The sequence below is a fragment of the Vogesella amnigena genome (genome assembly GCF_042648905.1).
GTDB lineage: Bacteria > Pseudomonadota > Gammaproteobacteria > Burkholderiales > Chromobacteriaceae > Vogesella > Vogesella amnigena.
Window position 1 is genome coordinate 145566 of record NZ_JBHRYH010000018.1, and the last position, 21622, is coordinate 167187.

The 21622-nt window shown below is 63.2% G+C and carries 14 protein-coding genes; 7 read left to right on the forward strand and 7 right to left on the reverse strand.

Annotated features, from left to right (window positions below):
- Positions 1 to 79: 79 nt before the first annotated feature.
- From ACFOKJ_RS09230 to gltB, 3 genes are all read right to left on the reverse strand, one after another.
- Positions 80 to 1231, reverse strand: a complete 1152-nt coding sequence (locus ACFOKJ_RS09230; RefSeq protein WP_390278884.1) for an MraY family glycosyltransferase — start codon at positions 1229 to 1231, stop codon at positions 80 to 82.
- 378 nt (positions 1232 to 1609) lie between these two features.
- Entirely contained in the window at positions 1610 to 3025 is a 1416-nt protein-coding gene (locus tag ACFOKJ_RS09235) for an FAD-dependent oxidoreductase (RefSeq protein WP_390278886.1), read from the reverse strand.
- A 142-nt stretch (positions 3026 to 3167) separates the two neighbouring features.
- Entirely contained in the window at positions 3168 to 7613 is a 4446-nt protein-coding gene (gltB, locus tag ACFOKJ_RS09240) for a glutamate synthase large subunit (protein WP_390278888.1), read from the reverse strand.
- 257 nt (positions 7614 to 7870) lie between these two features.
- Between gltB and ACFOKJ_RS09245 the strand changes: the two genes are divergently transcribed.
- The 6 genes from ACFOKJ_RS09245 (at position 7871) to ACFOKJ_RS09270 (ending at position 16249) form a co-directional block, all read left to right on the forward strand.
- The gene (locus tag ACFOKJ_RS09245) at positions 7871 to 9337 is read left to right on the forward strand and encodes a phospholipase D-like domain-containing protein (RefSeq protein ID WP_390278890.1); all 1467 of its coding nucleotides are present in this window, start codon (positions 7871 to 7873) and stop codon (positions 9335 to 9337) included.
- A gap of 627 nt (positions 9338 to 9964) precedes the next feature.
- Positions 9965 to 12223, forward strand: a complete 2259-nt coding sequence (locus ACFOKJ_RS09250) for an Orn/Lys/Arg family decarboxylase (protein WP_390278892.1) — start codon at positions 9965 to 9967, stop codon at positions 12221 to 12223.
- A 116-nt stretch (positions 12224 to 12339) separates the two neighbouring features.
- Positions 12340 to 13062: a substrate-binding periplasmic protein gene (locus tag ACFOKJ_RS09255; RefSeq protein WP_390278894.1), complete on the forward strand. Its 723-nt coding sequence runs from the start codon at positions 12340 to 12342 to the stop codon at positions 13060 to 13062.
- Positions 13063 to 13106: 44 nt separating this feature from the next.
- Positions 13107 to 14537 carry a sensor histidine kinase gene (locus ACFOKJ_RS09260; protein WP_390278896.1) on the forward strand — a complete coding sequence of 477 codons (1431 nt, stop codon included), beginning with the start codon at positions 13107 to 13109 and terminating at the stop codon, positions 14535 to 14537.
- Positions 14534 to 15154: a response regulator transcription factor gene (locus ACFOKJ_RS09265; protein WP_390278898.1), complete on the forward strand. Its 621-nt coding sequence runs from the start codon at positions 14534 to 14536 to the stop codon at positions 15152 to 15154. Before ACFOKJ_RS09260 ends, ACFOKJ_RS09265 begins: the two co-directional genes overlap by 4 nt.
- A 612-nt stretch (positions 15155 to 15766) precedes the next feature.
- Entirely contained in the window at positions 15767 to 16249 is a 483-nt protein-coding gene (locus ACFOKJ_RS09270; protein WP_390278900.1) for a GlcG/HbpS family heme-binding protein, read from the forward strand.
- Positions 16250 to 16528: 279 nt separating this feature from the next.
- Here ACFOKJ_RS09270 and ACFOKJ_RS09275 read toward each other — a convergent pair whose 3' ends face one another.
- The 4 genes from ACFOKJ_RS09275 to ACFOKJ_RS09290 all read right to left on the reverse strand — a co-directional run bounded on the left by ACFOKJ_RS09275 (position 16529) and on the right by ACFOKJ_RS09290 (position 20571).
- A complete protein-coding gene (locus ACFOKJ_RS09275) occupies positions 16529 to 17674 on the reverse strand; it encodes a trans-sulfuration enzyme family protein (RefSeq protein WP_390278901.1) in 1146 nt (381 codons plus the stop codon).
- 159 nt (positions 17675 to 17833) lie between these two features.
- The gene (locus tag ACFOKJ_RS09280) at positions 17834 to 18493 is read right to left on the reverse strand and encodes an amino acid ABC transporter permease (protein WP_390278903.1); all 660 of its coding nucleotides are present in this window, start codon (positions 18491 to 18493) and stop codon (positions 17834 to 17836) included.
- Between the two features lie 219 nt (positions 18494 to 18712).
- The gene (locus tag ACFOKJ_RS09285) at positions 18713 to 19492 is read right to left on the reverse strand and encodes a transporter substrate-binding domain-containing protein (RefSeq protein ID WP_390278904.1); all 780 of its coding nucleotides are present in this window, start codon (positions 19490 to 19492) and stop codon (positions 18713 to 18715) included.
- A gap of 275 nt (positions 19493 to 19767) precedes the next feature.
- Positions 19768 to 20571, reverse strand: coding sequence for a ferredoxin--NADP reductase (locus tag ACFOKJ_RS09290; protein ID WP_390278906.1), 804 nt, complete (start codon positions 20569 to 20571; stop codon positions 19768 to 19770).
- Between the two features lie 279 nt (positions 20572 to 20850).
- Here ACFOKJ_RS09290 and ACFOKJ_RS09295 point away from each other — a divergent pair, with 279 nt between their 5' ends.
- On the forward strand, positions 20851 to 21612 hold the full coding sequence (locus tag ACFOKJ_RS09295; protein WP_390278908.1) for a dimethylarginine dimethylaminohydrolase family protein: 762 nt from the start codon (positions 20851 to 20853) through the stop codon (positions 21610 to 21612).
- The last annotated feature ends 10 nt before the right edge of the window (positions 21613 to 21622 follow it).

A 21622-nucleotide genomic window follows, 5' to 3' on the forward strand; every position in this document is an offset into this window, starting at 1 on the left:
GCCAAGACGCCCCCTTAGCCGCAATTAAGTATACAGGCAACGAGCAAGGTCTCCTGATCGCCTGCCAACTCTATTGACCTCAAACCGGTTTTTTATGCTTGACAAAAGCTGGCTTGGCGTGAGAACTGGCCTTGCGCAACACCAGTAGACGTGGTGCGTGGAAGGTAACTAACCGGCGATAAATCCACATATAAGCTGCCACAAACAGCAGCGTGCACAGTTGCAGTGCCCATTCCACCTTCCAGAACAGCAGTGCCGGCATCATGGAAAACAGCGCGACACCCCACAAGTAGGGTGCGGTCAGGCTATTTCGGCGAGTCAAGTGCTTAGCTTCCTTGCTACCAACCATCCATCGCACTAACCGCTTGTACACAAGCATGTGAAAATGTAAGCCGTCCGGCAGGCCGGGCGACATCTTTCGCAGAAACTTCTTACGCCAGATCGAGAACAGTGTCTCGAACACTGGGTAAATCAGCACCAGCAACGGGAACCAAGGCGACACCACGCCGGGATGGCGGGCCACCAGCAATACGGCCAACTCAGCCAGCACAAAACCGACCAGATATGCGCCAGCATCGCCAGCGAAGATCATTCCAAGCGGAAAGTTCCACACCATAAACCCTATTACGCTGCCTACCAGTGCCAAGCATACTGACAGCAGCGGAATGTCTCCAACCGCCAATGAGACATAGGCAATAGCCAGCGACGCAAACACCACCACGCCCCCCATTAACCCGTTATAGCCGTCAATGATGTTAATCGAGTGGCAGACGCCGCCGACAGCAAAAACAGTCAGGACCATCGCCAACATGGGCATTGCGGTAAGCAGATAATCAAGGCCCGCGATACCCACCCCCGGTAGCACTGCATTCACACTGAACAATGCGATCACAGCTGACACAAATGCTGCCAATAGACGAATCAGCGGACTCACCTTTTTGGTCAAGTCCTCAATGAGTCCCGCAATGAAAACCGGTGCAGTAGCCAATTGCACCCCCCAGAGCACTGCACGGTCAGCAAGCGGCGCCAACATCATCACCATACATCCCGCCAGCAATCCAGCCAGTATCGGCACGCCACCAATGCGTGGCGTCGGTTTGGCGTGGAACTTCTGCACGCCGTCTAAATCATGATCCATCGACAGTTTTGCATGCAGGTGCTGGGTGCGGATCAACAGCATACCGGCCAGCAGGGATGCCAGCAGTGATGAAAACAGAACTGCAAGTAGCATTCTGATTGTTCCAAAAATTATGACTTATAAAGATTTGAAGCAAATTCGACTATATTTTATTATTTTTGCATATAAGTGACAACAACCAACAAGTTATTGCCGTAGCTAGTGGAGCCGGAACTTCCCGTTCTGCCAGACTCTGCTGCAGGAACCGCACGAGACATCAAAACTGACTTTTGTTTGTTCAGCCTCAGGACATAAAGGGTGCGTCTCAGGAGCAGGCGACTCGCGGGTGACAGTTTGCCAGCATGACGCTCAGCCGTACCTGCGGCGCCAAGCGGTTTACGTGGGCGATCTACTGATTACTGCTCGACATTGCATAGGCAAAGCCGCTTCTGCAGTAGCATTCTGCAAAAGCGGCTTTAGGTGCACGACTTTTTACCACACATGCAGGTAGCTAAGCATCCCCTCTGCCGCCTGGCGACCTTCGAACACGGCCCGCACCACCAGGTCGGCGCCGCGTACCTGGTCGCCACCAGCGAAGATTTTCGGGTTGCTGGTCTGGTACTTGATCTCGCCGTGACTGCTAGCAAGGGTACGTCCGTTGGCCGCAGTGGCGATGCCCTGACGCTCGAACCAGTCAGCCGCCTCGGCCTGGAAGCCGAAGGCGATGATGACGTGGTCGCATTCGATCACTTCTTCGCTACCCGGCACAATCTCGGCATTGCGGCGCCCCTTGGCGTCCGGTGCGCCCAGGCGGGTTTCCGCCAGTTTCAGGCGCAGGCTGCCGTCGGCGGCCTGTTCGATGCCCATCGGCTGACGATTCCACAGGAACTCCACGCCCTCTTCGCGTGCGTTGTTCACTTCGCGCTTGGAGCCCGGCATGTTGGCCTCGTCGCGGCGGTAGGCACAGATGACCTTCTTGGCACCCTGGCGGATGGAGGTGCGGTTGCAGTCCATGGCGGTGTCGCCACCACCCAGTACCACCACGCGCTTGCCTTCCATCGATACCGGCACTTCGCCAGCCGGCAGGGTATCCAGGCACTGGCGTACGTTGTTGATCAGGAACGGCAGCGCTTCCAGCACGCCCGGCAGGCTTTCACCTTCAAAGCCGCCCTTCATGTACTTGTAGGCGCCCATGCCCATGAATACCGCGTCGTACTGGCTGAGCAGTTCTTCGATCTGGATGTCGCGGCCAATCTCGGTATTGAGGCGGAATTCCACCCCCATGCCTTCCATGATCTCCCGGCGGCGCTTCACCACGGCCTTTTCCAGCTTGAACTCCGGGATGCCAAAGGTGAGCAGGCCGCCGATTTCCTCGTAACGGTCGAACACCACCGGGCGCACACCGTTGCGTACCAGCACGTCGGCACAGGCGAGGCCGGCCGGGCCGGCGCCGATGACGGCAACCTTCTTGCTGCTCCACACCACCTTGGACATGTCCGGACGCCAGCCGGCCTTGTAGGCTTCGTCGGTAATGAATTTCTCGATGCTGCCGATCGTTACCGCACCAAAACCGCCCTGCTCCAGGGTGCAGGCACCTTCGCACAGGCGATCCTGCGGGCAGACACGGCCGCAGATCTCCGGCAGGCTATTGGTCTTGTGCGACATTTCCGCCGCTTCGAACAACTTGCCTTCCTTCACCAGCTTCAGCCAGTTGGGGATGTAGTTGTGTACCGGGCACTCCCACTCGCAGTAGGGGTTACCACAGGACAGGCAGCGGCCAGCCTGGTCGCCGGCATCCACCGCGTGCAGCGGTGTGTAGATTTCTTTGAATTCGATCTTGCGCACAGCGACTTCTACCTTGTCGCCGGGGTTGCGCGAGAGCTTCATGAACTGGAAAACGTCACCCATGATTCCGTTCCTCCGGCATGCGGCCAAGGTTGGCCGCAAACCGTTTCCTTTTTAGTCGAGCGCCCGACCGTTCAGCCTTGCTGCCGCAGCGCAGCAACAGGGTCGAGCGGACGCATAAGGGGCGGACATCCCGCCCGTCCCTTTAGTCCTTCAGCAGGCTGTCGAGCTTGGCGGCCTTCGGCTTCACCAGCCAGAAGTAATCCACGTAATCGTCGAAGTTCTCCAGCATGGCGCGGCCGGTTTCCGAACCGGTCAGCTCCACGTGCTTGGCGATCTTCTCCAGCAGGTAGGCGCGGTACATGCCCATCGCCTCGCCGTTGATCAGGTGAATGTCGATCAGCTCGTTGTTGTAGCGGTAGGCAAAACGCTCTTCCGGGTCGTAGACGAAGGCAAAGCCGCCCGTCATGCCGGCACCGAAGTTGTAGCCGGTTTCACCCAGCACGATCACGCTGCCGCCGGTCATGTATTCGCAGCAGTGGTCACCCGCGCCCTCGATGACTGCCAGCGCACCGGAGTTACGCACCGCGAAACGCTCGCCAGCCACACCGGCTGCGAACAGCTGACCGCCGGTGGCACCGTACAAGCAGGTGTTGCCGACGATGATGGACTCGTCCGATTTGTAGGCCGCGTTTTTCGGCGGGTAGATCACTACGCGGCCACCGGCCATACCCTTGCCCACGTAGTCGTTGGCATCGCCTTCCAGCTCCAGATGCAGGCCCGGGGCGTTCCACACGCCGAAACTCTGGCCGGCGGAACCCTGGAACTTCACCTTCAGGCAGCCGAACGGCAGGCCGGCCGCACCGTGCACGCGGGCGATTTCGCCAGACAGGCGGGCACCGATCGAGCGGTGGGTGTTCTCGATGTGGTAGGACAACTCCAGCATCTGCTTGTTGTTGATGGCTGGCAGTGCATCCTGCAGCACTTGCTCGGCAAACTCGCCCTTGTCAAACGACGGGTTGGAGTCGCTCACGCAGAAGCGCGGCACGCTGTCCGGCACGGTGCCCTGCGACAGCAGCGGAGCCAGGTTCAGCTTCTGTTGCTTGCCGGTGGCGCCTTCACGCAGGGTGAGCAGATCCATGCGACCGATCAGCTCTTCCATATTGCGCACGCCAAGTTTGGCCATCCACTCGCGGGTTTCCTGGGCAATGAACAGGAAGTAGTTCATCACCATTTCCGGCAAGCCGATGAAGTACTTGGAGCGCAGCTTCACTTCCTGGGTGGCCACGCCGGTGGCGCAGTTGTTCAGGTGGCAGATACGCAGGAACTTGCAGCCCAGCGCGATCATCGGGCCGGTACCGAAGCCGAAGCTCTCGGCGCCCATCAGCGCGGCCTTGATCACGTCGAGGCCGGTTTTCAGACCACCGTCCGTTTGCATGCGCACGCGGCCACGCAGACCGTTGGCACGCAGCACCTGCTGTGCTTCGGTGAGGCCCAGTTCCCACGGACTGCCTGCGTATTTCACGCTAGTCAGCGGGCTGGCGCCGGTACCGCCGTCGTAGCCGGAGATGGTGATCAGGTCGGCATAGGCCTTGGCCACACCGGCGGCAATGGTGCCCACGCCCGGCTCGGCTACCAGTTTCACCGACACCAGCGCCTTGGGGTTTACCTGCTTCAGGTCGAAGATCAACTGAGCCAAGTCTTCGATCGAGTAGATATCGTGGTGCGGCGGCGGCGAGATCAGGCTGATACCCGGCTTGGAGCAGCGCAGCTTGGCGATCAGCGGCGATACCTTGTCGCCCGGCAGTTGGCCGCCCTCGCCCGGCTTGGCACCCTGGGCCACTTTGATCTGCAGCACTTCGGCATTCACCAGGTAATGCGGGGTGACACCAAAGCGGCCGGAGGCCACCTGCTTGATCTTGGACATCTTCTCGGTGCCGTAGCGCACCGGGTCTTCGCCGCCTTCACCGGAGTTGGAGCGACCGCCAAGGCGGTTCATGGCGGTAGCCATTGCCTCGTGTGCTTCCGGCGACAGTGCGCCCAGCGACATACCGGCGGAGTCGAAACGCTTGAGGATGCTTTCCACCGGCTCCACTTCGTCAATGGAGATCGGGGTGATGCCGTCGAGGTTCACTTCCATCAGGTCGCGAAACATCGCCACCGGGCGGGTGTTCACTAGCTCGGCGTACTGCTTGTAGGCGTCGTAGTCGGTGTTCTGTACGGCCTTCTGCAGCACCTGCACCACGTCCGGGTTGTAGGCGTGGTATTCCTCGCCGTGCACGTACTTGAGCAGACCGCCCTGGGTGATGGCGCGCATCGGGTTGAACGCCAGCTTGGACAGCTTTTTCTGGTCGTCCTCGAAGTCCTCGAAGCTGGCGCCGGAAATACGCGAAACAGTACCCTTCAGGCACAGCTCCACCACGCTCTCGTGCAGGCCGATGCCTTCGAACAGCTGGGCACCGCGGTAGCTGGCGATGGTGGAAATACCCATCTTGGACAGCACCTTCATCAGGCCCTTGTTGATGCCCTTGCGGTAATGCTGCAGCGCTTCGTTCACGCGCAGGCTCACGTCGCCGGTCTGCACCAGGTCAACAATGGTCTGGTACGCCAGGTACGGGTACACCGCGGTAGCGCCGTAGCCGATCAGCGCTGCCATCTGGTGCGGGTCACGCACAGTGCCGGTTTCCACCAGGATGTTGGCCTTGCAGCGTAGGCCGCAGTCGATCAGCGCGTGGTGCACGGCGCCGGTGGCGAACAGCGCGTGGATAGGCAGACGGTTGGCCGCAATGGTGCGGTCGGACAGCACCACGATCACGCTGCCTTCCTGCACCGCTTCCACCACGTGGGCGCACAGCTTGCGGATGGCGTCTTCCAGGCCGATTTCCGCCGGGTCGTAGCACAGGTCGAAGGTGGTAGCCTTCAGGTAGGATTCGGTGCGGGTGGTGATGCGCAGGAACTTCTCGCGCGACAGCACCGGGCTGCGCACTTCCAGGCGCTTGGCGTGCTCGGCGGTCTCCTCGAACATATTGCGCTCTGGGCCGAACACGGTGTTCAGCGACATCACGATGGCTTCGCGGATCGGGTCGATCGGCGGGTTGGTCACCTGGGCAAACTGCTGACGCAGGTAGTCAAACGGCGAGCGCACCTTCTGGCTGAGCACCGCCATCGGGGTGTCATCGCCCATGGAGCCCACGGCTTCCTGGCCGTCTTCGGCCAGCACGCGCAGGATCTGGTCGCGCTCTTCAAAGCTGATGTTGAACAGCTTCTGGTAGTTGAGCAGTTGCTCCTTCGGCCAGGCTTCCAGGCCGGCGTCGTCCTCGATGGATAGCTCCAGGCGCGAACCGGCGTCCTTGATCCACTGGCGGTACGGCTTGGCAGATTTCAGCTGTGCATCGATGTCTTCCGGGTACAGGATCTCGCCGGTTTGCAGGTCGGCCGCAAACAGCTGGCCCGGCTTCACGCGGCCTTTCTTCACCACGTCTTCCGGCTTGTAGTCCCATACGCCCACTTCGGAGGCGATGGTGAGGATATTGTCCTTGGTCAGTACCCAGCGCGCCGGGCGCAGGCCGTTACGGTCCAGCATACAGCCGGCGTAGCGGCCATCGGTCAGCACGATGCCGGCCGGGCCATCCCACGGCTCCATGTGCATGGAGTTGAATTCATAGAACGCGCGCAGGTCCTTGTCGGTGCTGTCCACGTTCTGCCATGCCGGCGGCACCAAGAGGCGCAGCGCGCGGAACAGCGGAATGCCGCCCATCAGCAGGCCTTCCAGCATATTGTCCAGCGACATGGAGTCGGAGCCATCGGTCTGCACGATCGGGCGGATCGCGTCCATATCGATGTGCGGCGAGGTCATGATGCGTTCGCGGGCGCGCGCCCAGTTGCGGTTGCCCTGCACGGTGTTGATTTCACCGTTGTGCGCCAGGAAGCGGAACGGCTGCGCCAGCTTCCACTGCGGCCAGGTATTGGTGGAGAAGCGCTGGTGGAACACCGCCAGGCTGGACTCGAAACGCGGGTCGGACAGGTCCAGGTAGAACTTGTGCAGGTTCTCCGGGGTTACCAGGCCCTTGTACGACAGCGTATGTGGCGACAGCGTGGGAATGTAGAAGTACGGATCGTCCGCCTTGTTGGCCTTCTCGGCCTGGCGGCGGCCCATGTACAGGCGGCGCTGGAAGGCCAGCTCGTCCATGCCGAACGGGCAGTTCACGAACACCTGGTGGAAGCTCGGCAGCGAGGCCATGGCCTGCTCGCCACAAGCGGCGATGTCGATAGGCACCGCACGGAAACCGGCCACTTCCAGGCCCTGGTTTTCCAGGTATTCCTGCAGGCGCGAACGGCTGCGCTCGCCATCCTGCGGGTGGCTGAACACCAGGCCGGCGGCATAGGTTGCCTTCAGCGTAATGCCGGCCTCGGCCGCCACTTCGCGCAGGAAGCCGTCCGGCTTGCGGAACAGCAGGCCACAGCCATCGCCCGACTTGCCGTCAGCCGCCACCGCGCCGCGGTGGGTAAGCTTGGCCAGCGAGGAAATGGCGGTTTGCACCAGCCAGTGGGAAGGTTTGTCATCCAGCTGCGCAATCAAGCCGAAGCCACAGCTGTCCTGTTCGAAGTCCGGGCTATAGAGTGTGCCCTCCAGCCAACGCTGTCTGTCCATCGTTTGTCCCTGCTTATAATGTGAAGCGAATGCCTTCGATTCTAAGGTCAAGATAGCTGACCTGCAACCGCTTTTTGTGCGGCGCATTACATGAACAAAATCAATAACTTGAATCGATTTTTTGCCACTTTCCGCAAACGTAAAGCCGGCAAATGTTTATGTTTACGGGACATCAAGCTTCAAAAAAACGACAACCAAAAACCGTAGTTTCACCCCTACAAAATATTGGATTCCAAATACTGTCAGACAATAAACAAATGACATTCCTGCACCCCAATTCGGCATCCTCGCCACTATTCCGCCAGCTGGCAGAGCAGGCACTGGCACGATCGGCCGGCGCCCCGCTGGTGGCGGGCAACAGCGTGGAAGTGCTGTTTGATGCCGAAGCCAATTTCTCGGCCTGGCTGCATGCCATCCAGCAAGCACAAAGTGTGGTACTGGTAGAGATGTACCTGTTTGCCAACGACGACTTCGGCCGTGAATTGCGCGACCTGCTGTGCCGCAAGGCACTGGCCGGCGTGCGGGTGTACCTGCTGTACGACTGGCTGGGGTGCTGGCGCGAGCATTACAGCGGTTTCTTCAAACCGCTGCTGCAGGCAGGCGCCCAGGTGCGGGTATGGCAGGCCCCAGGCCTGTCCCGTGGCCTGCGCCTGCTGGGGCGCGACCACCGCAAGCTGATCGTGGTGGATGGCCACAGCGCGTTCATTGGCGGGCTGTGCGCCAGCTCACGCTGGCAGGACTGGCGAGATACCGGCCTGCGGCTGCAAGGCCCGCTGCTGGCCGATGCCATCGCCGCCTTTGCCGACAGCTGGGCGCAATGCGGCAGCCCGCTGCAGCTACCCACCTTGGCCGCAAGCGAACCCGGCGGCGACATTGCTGCCCGGCTGATCGCCACCACCCCGGCCACCGCCAACCTGATGCGGCTGGATCTGCTGATTGCCGGTTTTGCCCGCGAACGGCTGTGGCTGACCGATGCCTACTTCATGGGCACCAGCGCCTACCTCACCGCCCTGCAGCACGCAGCGCGGGATGGCGTGGATGTGCGCCTGCTGGTGCCGCGCGCCAGCGACATCGGCTGGATTGCCACCATCTCGCGTACCCAGTACCGCCCGCTACTGGAAGCCGGCGTGCGGGTGTTCGAATGGAACGGCACTATGGTGCATGCCAAGACCGCGGTGGCCGACCAGCGCTGGGCGCGCATCGGCTCCACCAACCTGAACCTGTCCAGCTGGCTGGCCAACCGCGAGATCGACCTCGCCATCGAAGATGAAGGCGTGGCCGGCATCATGGCCGATCGCTTCCTGCTGGACCTGGAAAACGCCACCGAAATCGTACTGGGCGGCCACCGCCGCCGACCGGTGCCATCGCAACCGGCACTGCGCCACAGCCATGGCCGGCTGTCACTGCGGCAACAGGCAGCAGTTGGGGCGGCTGCGGCGGCACGACAGGCAGCGCGCATCGGCGCGGTACTGGACAGCGCGGTGCGCGGCACCCGCGACGTGGACGACAGCGAGGCCAGCGCCTTCCTGAGCATCGGCCTGGTGCTGCTGCTGCTGGCCATCGCCATCGCGGCATTCCCCTACCTGGCGGCGCTGCCGCTGACCCTGATCCTGCTGCTGGCCGCCGTCAGCGTGCTGCTACGCGCCTGGCAGCTGTACCGGCGGCGGCGGCACAAAAAACAACACCCGACCTCGCCACGCGGCGGCAGCGATGACGGACACTAGCCGCTCGCTACTGGACATCGCCCTGCCCACAACCTAAACCGATGATGAAAAACGATATTCTGCCGCCATGACACAGCCTCGACGCCGCAGCAGGAAGCTGGCTGGCGCGGGCTGACAGCGAACATTCGCCGGCTGGTGGCGCGGGCCGTCCGATAGCGGCGTAATGGCAGCAAAAAAAATCGGCGCTGTAATACTGCTGTGCAACATGAAGACCGACAATGCCGCTACAATGCGCGCTTTCTTGGGTTATTCGAAGGTGTTTTCCGCTGCGGCCAACCCCGCAACGGTAGACAACACCCTAAGCCGGCAGACGTGAAGGAGGCTCTCCTCCCAGTGCGGACCGCGGTGCAAAGCGCCCCTTTTGTTCCGGTTGCAGTCGCCCCCCGATTTCTGACTGCAGCCGGTTAAAACAACGCGCCTCAAGGCCAGCCATCCAGGGCGGCGGCATCACGTCGTACGTACAGAACTGTGCCCCAACGCGCACCGAGTGACACTTCCGGCCCTGCCGTGAAGGCCGTTACAGGTGCCACGAACCATGCAGCTGCACCCTGCCTGGTTCACGCTCTGCCCATGCGGTCTTTATGCAGTGCCTGATGTGTCCGAGTTACAGCAATCAAGGACTCAGGTATGCGTTTTCACTTCCCCATCGTCATCATCGACGAGGACTTCCGTTCCGAGAACACCAGCGGTTCCGGCATTCGTGAGCTGGCCGACGCCATCAAGGCCGAAGGCATGGACGTCATCGGCTACACCAGCTATGGCGACCTGACCTCGTTCGCGCAGCAGCAAAGCCGCGCCGCCGGCTTCATCCTGTCCATCGACGACGAGGAATTCCAGACCGACGAGGATGCCGAGGCAGCCCTGGGCGGCCTGTACGGCTTTGTGGCCGAGATCCGCCGCCGCAACCCGGACATCCCGGTGTACCTGTACGGCGAAACCCGCACCGCGCGCCACATCCCCAACGACATCCTGCGCGAGCTGCACGGCTTCATCCACATGCACGAGGACACCCCGGAGTTCGTGGCACGCCACATCATCCGCGAGGCCAAGAGCTACCTGGATAGCCTGGCACCGCCGTTCTTCCGCGCGCTGGTGAACTACGCCTACGACGGCTCCTACAGCTGGCACTGCCCGGGTCACTCCGGTGGCGTGGCGTTCCTGAAGTCGCCGGTAGGTCAGATGTTCCACCAGTTCTTCGGCGAGAACATGCTGCGCGCCGACGTGTGCAACGCAGTGGACGAGCTGGGCCAGCTGCTGGACCACACCGGCCCGGTAGCGGCATCGGAGCGCAACGCGGCACGCATTTTCAGCTGCGACCACCTGTTCTTCGTCACCAACGGCACCTCCACCAGCAACAAGATCGTGTGGCACAGCACCGTGGCCGCCGGCGACATCGTGCTGGTAGACCGCAACTGCCATAAATCCAACCTGCACGCCATCATCATGACCGGGGCGATCCCGGTGTTCCTGATGCCGACGCGCAACCACTACGGCATCATCGGCCCGATTCCGAAGAGCGAGTTCTCGCTGGAAGCGATCCGCGCCAAGATTGCGGCCAACCCCTTCGCCCGCGAAGCGCTGGCCAAGAACCCGAACGCCAAGCCGCGCATCCTCACCCTCACCCAGTCCACCTACGACGGCATCCTGTACAACGTCGAGGAGATCAAGGGCATGCTGGATGGCGAGGTGGATACCCTGCACTTCGACGAAGCCTGGCTGCCGCACGCCAGCTTCCACGATTTCTATGGCGACTTCCACGCCATCGGCGAGGGCCGCCCGCGCTGCAAGGAATCGATGATTTTCTCCACCCAGTCCACCCACAAGCTGCTGGCCGGCATCTCGCAGGCCTCGCAGATCCTGGTGCAGGACCCGGAGAACCGCCAGCTGGACACCATGAGCTTCAACGAAGCCTACCTGATGCACACCTCCACCAGCCCGCAGTACGCCATCATCGCCAGCTGCGATGTGGCCGCGGCCATGATGGAGCAGCCGGGCGGCCAGGCGCTGGTGGAAGAATCGCTGGTGGAAGCGCTGGATTTCCGCCGCGCCATGCGCAAGGTGGACGAAGAATACGGCGACGACTGGTGGTTCCGCGTGTGGGGCCCGGATGCGCTGTCCGATGACGGCATCTGCGACCCGGCCGACTGGACGCTGAAGCCGGAAGACAGCTGGCACGGCTTTGCCGGCATCGAAGACGGCTTCAACATGCTGGACCCGATCAAGGCCACCATCCTCACCCCGGGCCTGGCGCTGGACGGCAGCTTCGAGGAGCTGGGCATCCCGGCCGCCATCGTTACCAAGTACCTCACCGAACATGGCGTGGTGGTGGAAAAAACCGGCCTGTACAGCTTCTTCATCATGTTCACCATCGGCATCACCAAGGGCCGCTGGAATACCATGATCTCGCTGCTGCAGCAGTTCAAGGACGATTTCGACAAGAACCAGCCGCTGTGGCGCGTGATGCCGGAATTCGTGGCCAAGTACCCGCAGTACGAGCGCGTGGGCCTGAAGGACCTGTGCCTGAAGATTCACCGCCTGTACGGCGAGCACGACATTGCCCGTCTGACCACCGAGATCTACCTGTCGGAAATGGCGCCGGCGATGCGCCCGGGCGAAGCGTTTGCCAAGATGGCGCACCGCGACATCGAACGCGTGCCGGTGGACCAGCTGGAAGGCCGCGTCACCGCCGTGCTGCTCACCCCGTACCCGCCGGGCATCCCGCTGCTGATTCCGGGCGAGGTGTTCAACCAGACCATCGTTGATTACCTGCGCTTCGTGCAGGCCTTCAACCGCCAGCTGCCGGGCTTCGAAACCGACGTGCATGGCCTGGTGGCTACCGAGATCGACGGCAAGAAGACCTACTGCGTGGATTGCGTCAAAGCCTGAGCCAGCCAGCAGTAAACCCATGCGGCCAACCCCACGCGGGGTTGGCCGCTTTGTTTGCAGCCGGCAACACAGCAGCCATAATGAAACATTGTCAAATCCGACTCACTGGAGCCGCCATGAGGTTGCCTGCCTTCGGCTGCATGCTGCTGTGTAGCGCCCTGCCGCTAGCGGCACAGCAGTTGACCGTCTACACCACCGACTACCCGCCACTGAGCATGGTGGGTCAGAGTGGGAATATCAGCGGCATCGGCATCGAACTGCTGCGCCAGGCGGCGCAGAAAAGCGGCATCACCCTCGACATCCGCGGTGATCTGGCTTGGAAGCGGGCACAACAAAGCGCAAAACAGACCCGCAACGTCTGCCTGTATCCGTTTACCCGTGCCGAGGTGCGGGAACACCAGTTTCGCTGGGTAAGCCTGGTGATACCGAGCGAGCATGGCCTGTATGCCTTGCCGGACGGGCCCCGGCCTCAACAGATCGGCGATGTCGCCAAGCTGCGTACCGTGGTAATGCTGGGCACCACCGCCGAAGGCCGCTTGCGCGACCAGGGCCTGCCCTATACCACCACCATCACGCCGGCAGACAGCCTGCGCATGCTGCGGCACCGTGCCGTGGACCTGTGGGCGGTACATGACATCGTTGCCCGCTACTATGCGGTGCAACTGGCAGTACCCATTCGCCGCACCATGGGGCTGGGCCGGGCGGATATCTGGCTGGCGTGCAACCTGGCGGTACCCATGGAGCAAGTGACGCGGCTGGACAAGGCCATCACCCAGCTGCGCGCCAATGGAGAAGACGAGCGCATCACCCAGCGCTACCTGCAGCGGCAGACTCCGTAGCGCTACGGAGACCGGCAGCAACACCGGGCTGCGATAATGCCGCAATGAAGATACCCACCCTGCGACAGACCGTGTGCTACTGGCTGCTGGCCAGCCTGCTGGGCAGCGCCTTGCTGGGCTACCGCGCACTGCGCGAGCAGCAGGAGCGCTTCCTGCAGGACAGCAGCATTGCCCACCGCCTGCTGAGCCAGAAAACCGTGCAACACGATGCGGTGCTGGCCACGCTGGCCCAGCTGGAAACGCCCCCCGCCGCCGAGCGCCTGCTGGCCGGTCTGCAACCGGCCCTGCCACAACTGCTGGCCATCGGTCGCTGGCAGGCCGGCCGCTGGCAAGGCAGCGCGCCGGAGCCAGCCGGTCTCTCCGCCGCCCTCCACCACGCCGCGCAACTACGCAGTGCCCAGACCCTGCCGGCAGGTGGCGGCAGCTACTGGCTGGTGGATGCCTCCGGCTGGAGCCTGCTGATCGACGCCCACCGCCTGCTGGCCGGCAGCGACTGGCCACCGGCGCTGGCGCGCATCAGCCTGGACCTGCCTGGCGGCGAACTGGCACTGCTGGCGCGCCAGCCGCAGCCGGCACCCTGGGGCTGGCTGCTGGCGGTAGACAAACGGCTGCCGGCCGCCAGCCAGCCGTTCGCCTTTCACAGCCGCCGGGTGCTGACCCCGGCCGAGTGGCCATGGGGGCAGTGGCTGGCGCTGTCCGCGCTGCTGGCACTGCTGCTGGGCCTGACCCGCGCCCGGCTGCAGGTACGCGCACAACGGCATCAGGCGCAGGAGCAGGCGCGGCTGGCCAACCTCAACCGGCTGGGCACACTGGGCGAAATGGCCGCCGGCATCGCCCACGAATTGAACCAGCCGCTCACCGCCATCCTCGCCAATGTACGCGCCGCCGAACGCATGCTGGACGACGAAGATGAACGCGACACGGTACGCCAGGCACTGCAGACCAGTGCCGCCCAGGCCCGCCGTGCCGCCGACATCGTTGGCCGCCTGCGCGCCATGGTGACCCAGCCCGGCGGCGGCTGCACGGCGCTGGACCCGCAACCCTTGCTGGAATCGCTGCTGGTGCTGCGCCACGACGAGCTGGCCAGCCGCAGGATCGCGCTCAGTTGGGACAACGCCAGCCCGGCAGCACGGCTGCAGGCCGAGCCGGTGGCACTGGAGCAGATTCTGCACAACCTGGTACAGAACGCCGCCGAGGCGCTGGGCAGCCGTGGCGGCCACATCCGCCTGCGTGGCGAGGCGCTGGGCAACCGTTACTGGCTGACGGTAAGCGACGATGGCCCCGGCATTCCGCCCGAGGTACTGCCACGGCTGTTCCAGCCCTTTTTCACCACCCGCGAAGGCGGCATGGGGCTGGGGCTGAGCCTGAGCGAAACCCTGGCGCACGGCATGCACGGCCAGCTCACCGCGGCCAACCTGCCGGCCGGCGGCGCCTGCTTCACCCTGAGCCTGCCACTGGCAGAGGAGCAAACATGAGCACCGACCGGCAATCGCCGCTGATCTACCTGCTGGACGACGACGACGCGGTGCGCGACGCGCTGGCGCTGCTACTGCGCAGCGTCGGCCTGCGCAGCCAGGGCTTTGCCGACCCGCAGGCCTTTCTCGCCGAGCATGACCGCGGCGCCATCGGCTGCCTGCTGCTGGACATCCGCATGCCCGGCATGAGCGGGCTGGACGTACTGGACCAGCTGGCTGCCAGCGACCTGCCGGTGATCATGCTCACCGGCCACGGCAACGTGGACCTGTGCCGGCGCGCGTTCAAGAGCGGTGCGGTGGAATTCCTGCAAAAGCCGGTGGACGACGACGTGCTGCTGGACGCGGTGCAGAAGGCGGTACGCCAGCACATCGCCAGCCGCGAGCGCCAGGCGGCAACGTTGGCCGCACGGCAGAAACTGGCACGGCTGTCCGGCCGCGAGCTGGACGTGCTGCAGCGCATCGCCGACGGTCTGAGCAACAAGGAAATCGCCCGCGAGCTGGCGCTGTCGCCACGCACGGTGGAAACCTACCGCGCCAATGTGTTCGCCAAGCTGGAGGTGGACACCCTGGCGCAGCTGATCCGCCACTACCTGGTGCTGCTGGCGGAGGGCATCTGACAGGCCAAGGGCGTCCAGATACCGCTGCAAACAAGCCTGCGGCCAACATTAGACTAAAACGGTAACGACGCGCCCCAAACCCGTTGGCGCGAGCCGGGCAAAAGGGGGCGCCCCAGGTGTTAAGACGCCGATCTGTCTGAGTCCCGAGCCGTTAGCGAGGGGCGAGTTCGGCGTCGCCTGGGGCGTGCCATTTTGCCCGGGGTTTCGAGCAGCCCCGGGGAGCCGGGGATTGGAAAGGGGCCGGCGGTCGGCCCCTTCCTCGTCCGCCGGGCGAAACCGGCATCAAGATCATCATCCGCGCAGCGGATTCCATACCCGCTCCACCAAAACAACACAGTGAGCGTTGGGCCTCGCTACGCTAGTCACCAAGCTACGTTGGCAGGGCGGAAACCCGATCCCACCGGTTGTTCCGCCACTCCACCCCATTCGCCCATCCCGCCAGCTAGCGGCGGAACACCCCGTGAGCGGGGTTTCCGCCCTACCGCCCGGCCATGCAGCCAGCCCCCTCCGTAGCACTACGGAGGCAGCGGCGTAATCAACCGAATGTTGCCGCGGCAGAGGATTGCCTAACATGCAGTCATCCCTCGCACCACAACGAACAGGAGCTTCACCATGATCCGCACCACCTGCACCGCCCTGCTGCTCGCCACCGCCACCCTGGCCCAGGCCGCCCCGCTGACCGAACGCAATATCTCGCTGGCCGATGCCCAAAAGCTGGCCACCGATGCCGTGGCGCAATGCCAGGCCAAGGGCTGGAATGTGGGGGTGAGCGTGGTGGATCGCGCCGGCAACCTGAAAGCCTTCGCCCGCGCCGACAATGCCGGCCCGCACACCATTGCCGCCAGCCAGGCCAAGGCTTTTACCTCCGCCTCCGCCAAGGCCCCTACCCTGGCGATGATGGAAAACGCGCAGAAGAATCCGGGGGCGGCCAACCTTACCGATATTCCGGGCTTCCTGCTGCTGGGCGGCGGCGTACCGCTGAAAGTTGGTAATGAAGTGATCGGTGCCATCGGCATCGGCGGTGCACCGGGCGGCAACCTGGACGAACAGTGCGCGCTGGCAGCCATCGACGCCAACGCGGCGATGTTCAAGTAAGCAGCGTGCGGCCAAGGTTGGCCGCAACCACAAAGCAGAAGGCCACGCCCATTGGGCGTGGCCTTCTGCTTTGCGTGGCGCCACCGTAGCCCGGATAAGCACAGCGCATCCGGGGAAGGCGCAAGCCCTGCCAACAGCTCCCGGATCAGCACAACGCACTAGGGAAGTCACCGACCGGCAAGACATTCCCGGATGCGCCTGCGGCTTATCCGGGCTACAAGTTGCAAGTCGGCTCAGACAAGGTAGCCCGGATAAGCGCAGCGCATCCGGGGAAGCCGCTCAGTCCGTCAGCGCCTGCGCCAGGTCGGCCAGGATATCGTCGATGTCTTCCACGCCGATGGACAGCCGCAGCTGGCCGTCGCGGATGCCCAGCGCCGCTTTCTGCTCCGGCGGCATGCCGCCGTGCGACATGGTGTAGCTGTGGTTGACCAGCGACTCCACCCCGCCCAGCGACTCGGCCAGCATGAACAGCTGCAGCTTGCCGGCAATGCGGCTGGCGGCAGCGCGGCTATTGTCTTTCAGGTACACGGTGACGATGCCGCCGAAACGGCGCATCTGCCGCTTGGCCAGTTCGTGCCCCGGGTGTTCCGGCAGGCCGGGGTAGAACACCTTTTCGATCGCCGGATGGTTCTGCAGGAAGGCAGCCACCTTCTCGGCGTTATCACAGTGACGCTCCATGCGCAGCGCCAGGGTCTTGATGCCGCGCAGGGTCAGGAAACAGTCCTGCGGCCCCGGCACCGCACCGGCGGCGTTCTGGATGAACTTGATCGCCTTGTACAGCTCGGCATCGCTCACCGCCACCAGCCCCAGCAGCACGTCGGAATGGCCGCCCAGGTACTTGGTGGCGGAATGCACCACGATGTCGGCGCCCAGTTGCAGCGGGTTCTGCAGGTAGGGGGTGGCGAAGGTGCTGTCCACCGCCACTTTCACGCCGTGCTGATGGGCGATGGCCGACAGCGCGGCAATATCCACCAGGTTCAGCAGCGGGTTGGTAGGCGATTCCAGCCACAGCAGTTTGGTATTGCTGCCGATCAGCGGGGCAAGGTTGGCCGCATCGGTCAGGTCGGCAAAAGTGATCTTGATACCCTGCGCCGCCATCACCCTGGTGAGGATGCGGTAGGCACCGCCGTACAGGTCGGCCACGGCGATGACTTCGTCACCCGGCTGCAGCGTGGCGCGCAGCACCGCGTCCACCGCCGCCATGCCGCTGGCAAACGCCATGCCGTGCGCGGCGTCTTCCAGTGCCGCCAGATTGGCTTCCAGCACCGCACGCGTCGGCGTGCCGGTGCGCGAGTAGGCGAAATCCAGCTGCTCGCCCACTTCGTCGTGCGCGAAGGCGGAGGTCTGGTAGATCGGCGGCATCAGCGCGCGCTGGTGGCCGTGGTAGTCGTAGCCGGCATGGACGGCCTTGGTGGCGAATTTCATCGGCAACTCCGTAGTCGGTGGCTTGCGGCCGATACGAGGCCACAACCATTTGTAGGGTGGGCAAAGGCGCAGCCGTGCCCACCGGCAAGGTATTTCTGGTGGGCACGCTATGCTTTGCCCACCCTACGGCCTGCGGCCAACGTTGGCCGCAAGCGCAAATCAACGCTGGTACGCGCGCTGCAGTTTGACCTCTACCCGCTTCTGCACCTGCTCGAACAGCGCGCTCAGCACCCAGTAGATGGCAGCGGCCATCAGGTACAAGGGCAGCGGCTGGAAGGTCTGCGCGATCAGGTCCTTGGTGGTCATCATCAGCTCGGACACGGTAATCACCGACACCAGCGAGGTGTCCTTGATCAGCGAAATCAGGCTGTTGGCCAGGCTGGGTACCGCCAGGCGCAGCGCCTGCGGCGCCACCACGAAGCGCATGCCCTGCCACCAGGACAGGCCAAGCGACAGCGCGGCATCCCACTGGCCGCGATCCACGCCGGCAATGGCGCCGCGCAGGCTTTCCGACAGGTAGGCGGCCACGTTCAGTGTCAGCGCCAGCACGCCGGCGGTTACCGGCTCGAATTCAATCCCTACCGACGGCAGGCCGTAGTAGATCACGAAGATTTGCACCAGCAGCGGCGTGCCGCGCATGGCGCTGACGTAGAACGCCATCAGTTGCGACAGCAGCGGAATGCGCGCCACCCGTGCCAATGCCACCACAAAGCCCAGCACCAGGCCCAGAACCATGGCAATGATGGCAAAGAACAGGGTCAGGCCGGCGCCCTGGATCAGCACCGGCATTGCATCTTTGGCCAGTTGTAGCCAGTCCATGTGGTCTCCTTGCCCGTCTCTCGTCGGGTCTGCAAATGAAAACGCCTCCGCGCCATGCGGAGGCGTGACAGTGTAGACAAAGCCCTTTCGCAGCGCGAGAGGGCTTTGTTTTATCAATCAGGCAGGCTGCCGATGCTCGCACCAGGCTGGAGCGGCCCGGCGGTGCCGGGTCCGGCAGCATCAGGGCGAAGCACCTGGTCAGCCGTCAGGCTGCCGATTTTAACGTGCAGCCGGTGCCTTGGACACGTCGATGCCGAACCACTTCACGGAAATCTTCTTGAAGCTGCCATCCTTGTACAGCGAGGTCAGCGCGCCGTCGATAGCGGTCTTGAACTTGGGGTTGCCCTTGGCGAACGGGATACCCATCGAGGTGGTACCACCTACCGGTGCGCCGGCCTTCAGCGGCAGCTTGGCTTCTTTCAGTGCGAACGGAATCAGCAGGCTGTCGTTGACGGCGGCATCGATGCGGCCCAGCGACAGGTCTTGCAGGATTTCCGGCGCGGACGGGTAGAACTTGGACTCGATGCCACCCTGTGCCTTCACCATCTCGGCGTAGTTGCTGCCCTGGGTCACACCCATTTTCTTGCCGGCGAGGTCGGCCAGGCTCTTGAAGTTGCGCTTCTCATCCTTGCGCACGATCAGCTGCGCGCTGGAGATGGTGTACGGCACGGAGAAGTCGAACACTTCCTTGCGCTTGTCGGTAATGGAAACCTGGTTCAGCACCACGTCGAACTTGCCGCCCTGCAGGCCGGCCAGCAGGCCGCTCCATTCGCCGGTGATGAATTCCGGCTTCAGCTTCAGCTTCTTGGCCAGCGCCGTGCCCAGTTCCACTTCGAAACCGGTCAGCTTCTGGTCCTTATCCTTGAAGTTGAACGGCGGGTAGGTGCCTTCCAGGGCGATCTTCAGGGTACCGCGCTGCTGTACGGTTTCCAGCAGATCGGCGGCGAAGGTGTGAGCGGTGAGGCCAAGCAGCGACAGCGCGAGCAGGGTTTTCTTCATCTTGTTTATTCCTTAAAGCTATTGATTGGTTAATCAATAAAACGAATGGCACTTTAACAAAATCGCCGGCGCCACTCCAGCACCGGCTTCGAACATATTTATCTATACAAATTCCGGACACCACGAAAAGCGCCAGCTTTCGTCGCGCTACTGCGTTGCTCACAAAAAATTCCTCCTTACATATCCCCCATATGCCGCGTCGGAATTTTTTATTCGCGCCTTGTCTCGCTTAGAAATCCGGGCTTTTCGAGGTGCCCTTCACCAGTGAGTAGCGCCTACCAGCCGTTTTCCAGCACCACCTGCCCCGGTGCGGCCAACCTGGCCAGCCGGCAGCCCAGCTGCTGCAACTGGGCGTAGGTGTCCTTCACCATGCGCGGGTTGCCGCAGATCATGAAGCGCGAAGCCTCCGGGCTGATGGCCAGGCCGGCAGCAGCGGCCAGCTCGCCGCTGGCCAGTAGCGCCGGGATGCGTGCATGCAGGCAGCCTGGCAGCTGCTCGCGCGTCACCACCGGCAGGTACTGCAGCTTGTGGGCATAGGCATCGCCATGCAGCGGATGGTCGCGCAGCGCGGCAATCTCGTCGCGGTAGGCCAGTTCACCGGTTTCGCGCACGCAGTGCACCAGCACGATGTGTTCGAAGCGCTGCCACACGTCTTCCTGCTGCAGGATGGACAGATACGGCGCCAGGCCGGTACCGGTGGCCAGCAACCACAGCTGCTCGCCATCCGGCAGGCGGTCGGCGGTAAAGAAGCCGATGGCCTTGCGCTCCAGCAGTACCGAATCGCCCTCGCCCAGCTGCGCCAGCCGGCTGGTGAACTGCCCGCCAGGCACCACGATGGAATAGAACTCCAGGTAGTCGTCCCACGGTGCCGACACCATGGAGTAGGCACGCCATACCTGGCCGCCATCCGGCAAAGCATGCCCCAGCCGCACGAACTGCCCGGGAGTAAAACGGAATCCTTCCGGCCGCGTCAGGCGGAAGCTCAGCAGCTTGTCGTTCCAATGCCGCAGCCAGTTGATGCGCTCGATGGTGAACTTGTCATTTTGCGCCAGGGCAGGCGCGGTAGTGATGTCCGGCATGGCAAATATCCGACTAAATTACTCGGATAAATCATCCTCCTGTTGCCGCCGCGGCGCAAGCACCCGCCGCCACATCAAGCCAGCGGCATATTGCTGCAATGCGGCGCCGATTCCGGCTGCCACCGGGGCGCAAATCAGCCGCAACCGGCTGCGGGCACAGCCGGATACGACCCAAGCGCCGGCGGAGCGCTCCCTAGAATGACCTTCACACCGGCAGACAAACTCAGCGAGCCGGACCGCCGCTGCGCCAGCCGCAGCCAACCTGGGAGCCAAGATCACATGTACTTCACCCATGCCATTACCCGCCTGCCGGCCGACTCCGTGGCCAGCGGCCTGACCACCTCCAACATCGGCGCGCCGGATGCGGAACTCACCCGCCAGCAGTTCCGCAACTATGTGGACATCCTGCTGGGCCTGGGCCTGACCGTGACCACCCTGCCGGCAGAACCGGACTACCCCGATTCCCACTTCGTGGAAGACACCGCGGTAATGATGCCGGAGCTGGCCATCATCACCCATCCGGGCGCGCCGTCGCGCCGTGGCGAGGTGGAAACCATCGCGCCGGTGGTATCGCGCTTCCGCCACACCGTGCGCATGAGCAGCAACGCCCACATGGATGGCGGTGATGTGCTGATGATCGACAAGCAGTTCTTCATTGGCCTGACCAGCCGCACCGACGAAGCCGGCATCCGCGAATTTGCCGCCGCGGTGGAGAAGTTCGGCTACAGCGTTACCGCCATCGAAGTCGGCGCCGGCCTGCACCTGAAATCCATCGTCAACTACGTTGGCCGCAACACCGTGATCCTGTCGGAAGACAGCGTGGACCACCCGGCCTTCCGCGGCTTCAACCAGATCGTGCTGGCCAAGGAAGAGGAATACGCCGGCAACACGCTGTGGATCAACGACACGCTGATCACCCCCAGCGGCTACCCGGACACGCTGAAGAAGCTGAAGACCCTGGGCCTGCCCATTATCGAGACCGACACCAGCGAGATCCGCAAGATGGACGGCGGCCTGACCTGCATGTCGCTGCGCTTCTGAGCCGGGCCAA